Origin of the sequence: Micromonospora sonneratiae, assembly GCF_042679305.1 — a bacterium.
In the GTDB taxonomy this organism is placed as follows: domain Bacteria; phylum Actinomycetota; class Actinomycetes; order Mycobacteriales; family Micromonosporaceae; genus Micromonospora_H; species Micromonospora_H sonneratiae.
In genome coordinates this window covers 1-4839 of record NZ_JBHTMP010000134.1, presented here as the reverse complement: position 1 = coordinate 4839, position 4839 = coordinate 1, and the positions used below count along the sequence as shown (strand labels likewise).

Annotated in this window: 1 pseudogene; it reads right to left on the bottom strand. The window is 70.2% G+C overall.

The window, feature by feature from the left end:
• Window positions 1-4839, bottom strand: a pseudogene (locus ACFQ4H_RS34490) (hypothetical protein); the annotation flags it as partial.

Sequence of the window (4839 nt, the reverse complement as noted above, 5' to 3'; positions counted from 1 at the left end):
GCCGACCATCACCACCGACATGCATCTGCGGACCAGCCCGACCACCCCCACCCGACCCGGCAGGCTGCGACACCGGGGCTGTCGTCGTACCAGGCGGCGTGGGATTGATCTCCCGCCCGTCCGGGCCGAACGTCCGCTCGAACCCATCCGCCGGCACCCTCGGCACCCGCCCGTTGTGCACATCCGGACTGGCGACCACCTCCGTCCCATCGGGATAGGTCCACATCTTCTCGGTGACCCCGGTGACCTCCCGACCCAGAATCCGAGCCACCGTCGCCGCCGGGGAACGGTCCCCCGCACCCGAATAACAGGAGATCAGCCTGATCTGCTGGGAACCGAGATGGATCCGACCGGTACGGTCCAACGCGGCGAGACCGCGTGCGAAGTCCCCAGCCGACATCCGGTACTGGCCGACCACCACCTCACCGCTACGCAACCCGTGCAGGGCGATCTTGAGCACACCGTTCTCCGGCCGCAACGCCTCCGCGTGCCGCCGCATCTCCGGATCACCGGTGAACTCCAACCCGGAACGGGTCCAGGCCATGAAGTCGCGGACCGCCAGGATCGCCTGGGTGCCGGATATCAACGGCAGTTGCGCGAACCGTTCGTCGTTCCAGGCTGTCGGCTCGTCACGGCCCGACGGGGTCGCATCGGGCCCCTCCGGTGTCGACTGCTCGGGAGCCCGGTGCGCCCCGGCCGGCCCGGTGTCAGCCGACGGGTGCACCTCGGGCAGCCGGATCCCCTCGACACCCTCCGGCACCCGTACCCGCGACAACGCATCCTGCCGACGGTCGAACAGATCCCGCAACCGATCCGGATCAGCACCCGACCGACGCGCCTCCTGCCAATCCCGTACGGCGTCGTGCGCCGCCCGGCTCTCCGGCGTGTCCAACCGGACGTGGAACTCCTGCCCGGTACTCGGATCACGCCAGTGACCGACCACGCCACCCACGTCACCGGACGCCCACCCATCGACCAGCCGAACCGGCTGATACCCCCGGGCGACCAGGTCGTCGACCGTACGACGCACACCATCGGCGTAGCGGTCCGACGGAAACTCGACCGAATACCGCAACCGGCTACGAACCCCAACCTCGGACCCGGGCCGACCCGGCCGCGACTCCGCCACCTCGTCGACAACCCGCCGCCGTACCGCCTCCGGATCCTCGTGCGGCCGAACCTGCTCCGGACGGGACCCACCACCGGCCGCCGCCGCCTCATCCACCGCCCGGCTGATCCCCGGCTCATGCCGAGCAGCCAGATCGAGCGCGTCGGCCACCCGGCGCGACTGTCCGTCGCCAACCAGGTCGCTCCGCGCCGGTCCCGCCGCGTGCGCTGCCCCATCCGCCTGCGCCCCGAGCGGCTTGACGCCCTCCCAGAGGGACTCGAGCATGACCCGCTTGCCGAGCCAGGATGCCTCGGGTCCGCGCTGGCCGTTCCAGCCGGCCTGGCTCACCTCGCCCGGGGTCGGGTAGCCCGGCTCACCGAACCGGTGCCGCCCCGCCCGGTCCAGGATCTCCGTCGCCGCCTCACGTTGACGGGACATCTCATCGAGCAACGCCGACGGGCTGTCCCCCTGGTACCTGCTCCGTACGGCGTCGATGTCGACAGTGGTGTCACCCGCCTGCCAGCGATGGACCAGTTCGACCTCGCCGTCCAACCGGCTGATCTCGTCACGCAGCCGGCCGAGGACATTCTCCGCGTGGTGCTGGGCCCCCGGCGACCAGTCGAAGCCGGCCCTGGCCCACGCATATCCGCCGACCGTCGACGCCGCTCGTACCTCGATCCTGGACACCCCGGCATCCTGGAACCACTGCTCCATGTGCCGGGTGAACTCCCCGATGAAGCCGTGTCCCTGCAGGCTGTCGTTCATGTGGAAGGAGGAGTAGCGGGCGACGATGCCATCGTGGTCACGGCGGAGTTCGAACGCGATCTCGCCGACCCGGCCACCTCCCGGCCGCATGATCTCGGGACGGATCACGATGCCATCACGGAAGACGGTGACCGACATCGAATCGGAGAGGTCGAGGCTGCTACGCATTCCGCCGTGTTCGAAGCCGCTCAGTCGATCGTGCAGGACCGACCGGATGGCATTCGCCCAGGCGTCGGCCTGCGCGTCCGTACGGGGCAGCAGGTCCGCCGCCGACGGCGGCTCGGCGCTTCCTTCCCATGGTGGGGGATCGGTACGTGGAAGATCGTGCCCCGGCGTCTGGCCAGGTACGTCATGCCCGGGAGTCGGACCCGGCGCGTCGTAGCTCGGACTGGGCGCGTCGTGGCTCGGGGTCGGCGCGTAGTGACCTGGGCCCGGCGGGTAGTGACCTGGGCCCGGCGCGTCGTAGCCAGGTGTCGGTGCGTCGGGCCGCAGGAACGGGTTCACCGGTTGCGTACCGGCGCCGGGAGGCGCACCCACGTGCCACGGTGGCGCCGTGACACTGGACGACCCCGGTCCGGTCGACGGCAGATCGGGCAGGGTGTGCACCGGATAGCCGAGGTTGGCGAGGTCCCGGTCGACGCCCATCAGTTCCTGGCGGATCACCAGCTGGTCGGCGAACGAGCCGGCCGTACGCAACTGACGAAGCAGGAGGTTGCGCTCGTTCAACCGGGCGTGTGTGTGCGGGTCGATTCCGTCACCCGGGGTCTGGGCGGACGGATCATGGCGCCCGAAGGCCTGGCCGATCCGGTCGACCAGGTTCCGTACCATGCCCTGCGGCTGCGGACGCTGAGCCTGTGCGGACTGCACGTGCAACGTTTCGGTGATCTCGTGCACCCAGGTACGCGCCAACTGGTCCCCGGCCACCCGATGGTTGACCAGGGTCAGGTGCGGATCCTCGGGCGTACCCGCCCGTACCGTCGTCTCCGCCAGGTTGTGCAGCCCCTGGCCGACCTGCGGACGGAAGTAGGTCGTCCGTCCGTCGGCGGTGTCGACCCGGATCAGGTCGCCCTCCGGCTGGACCCGGACCACGCCCTCGGTCGCGAAGTCGTGGGGTACGACCTGGGTGGCCGCCCACTGCAACTCGGCGTGGGTGACGTCCGGAAGGTGTCCCGGGCGCCCGTCGGGTACGAAGTCCGTACCTTCGATCGGGCTGGCCGTGTGGGTGTGGCCGGTCCCGTCGTCGGGGCGCTGGACGTGGTCCCCGCCGACCGGTCCGTCCTGGGTGGCGGATGGCGTGTGCTCACTACGCGGATGCAGCGGCACACCGTCGCTGATCGGCTTGACGCCCTTCCAGTCGGAACCGAGCAGTGCCCGTTTGCCGACCCAACTGGCGTCCGGCCCGGTCTGGCCGTTCCAGCCCGCACGGGCGATCTCGTTCGGCGTCGGATAGTCGGCGCTGCCGAACGTGTTGTTGGCTGCCCGGTCGAGAATCTGCTGACCCGCCGTCTGCTGCCGGCGCAACTCGGTGGCCAGCGCCTGCGGATCGTCGATGCCGTATTCCTGGCGGAGGTGGCCGATGCCGGCGCTCTGGTCCCCGGTCAGCCAGCGTTCCACGAGTGCGGCATCGGAATCGAGCATGCCGATCTCGCCCCGGAGCCGGTCGAGTACGGCGTTGGCCCGGTGTTCCGTGTTCGGTGCCCAGTCGAAGCCGGCCCGCGCCCAGGCGTAGCCGCCCACGCTCCGGCTGGCGTGCACCTCGATGTGGCTCACCCCGGAGTAGCGGTACCAGTCCTCCAGGAAGCGGTTGAAGCGGCCGGCGAAGCCCTGCCCCTGGGCCCTTTCGTTGAGGCCGAGCGAGTTGTGCTCGACGTAGAGGGAGCCGTCGGCGGCACGGCTGAACGTACGGATGACGTGCCCGGCGTAGCCGTTCTCGGCGTGGACCACGTCGAGCCGTACGGTGACGCTGTTCCGGTAGACGCTGACGCTGTTCGGGTCGGAAAGATCCATCCGTACCCGCATGTCGCCGAAGGTCTGACCGTCGAACTGGCGGGCGAACTCCTCCCGTACGGCCGGGGTCCACCGGTCGACCTCGGCGTTGGTCGTCGGAATGAGTTCGTCGAGGGACGGTTGGCGGCCCTCCCGCTGCCACGGCGGGTCCTGCCAGATGTGGTCGTTGGCGCTCTCCGGCGGCGGGGCCGGCGGATCGGCCACCGGTTGGTGCACCGGGTCGACGTGCGGCAGGTCGTGGGTCGGATGTCCGAGGTTGGCCAGCTCCCGGTCGACCGCCGCGATCTCCCGTTGCAGACGTAGCTGTTCCTCCGGGGAGCGGGCGTGCTCGAACTCCCGCAGCAGGTGGCGTCGCTCGTCGAGACGAGCGGTGGTGTGCGGGTCGATCTCCGGTGTGAGGGTACGGCTGGGCGGATCGGACAACCCGAACAGTCGGCCGATGCTGCTGGCCATCCGCCGCACCAGCCCCTGAGGTTCGGGGCGCTGGGCAGCGGCGGTTGTCTGGACCGTCTCGCTGATCACATGGACCCAGGTACGGGCCAGTTGCTCCGAAGCGACCCGGTGGTTCACCCGGACCAGGTGCGGGTCGGCGGCCGTACCGCTGCGTACCGCCGTCTCGGAGACGTTGCTCAGGCCGTGTCCGACCTCCGGCTGGAACAGATGGACCTGACCGTCGCGGGTCTCCACGCGTACGAACGGCCCCTCGGGCCGGACGTCGACCACCGCACCGGAGCCGAAGTCGGTCGGCGACACCGCCCGCGCCGCGTCCTGGAACTCGCCAGGTAACACGTCCCAGAGGTGTGTGGGCCGGCCGTCGGGTACGAAACCGCTGTCCGGGATCGGGCTGGTGGTGTGGGTCGGGTCGGGGGTACGTACCGGCGACCCCGCGCCGCGTTCCTGCTCGACGTCGTTCGAGCGGTCCGCAGGTGTGTCCCCGTCGGGGTTGTCCGGGGTCGGAC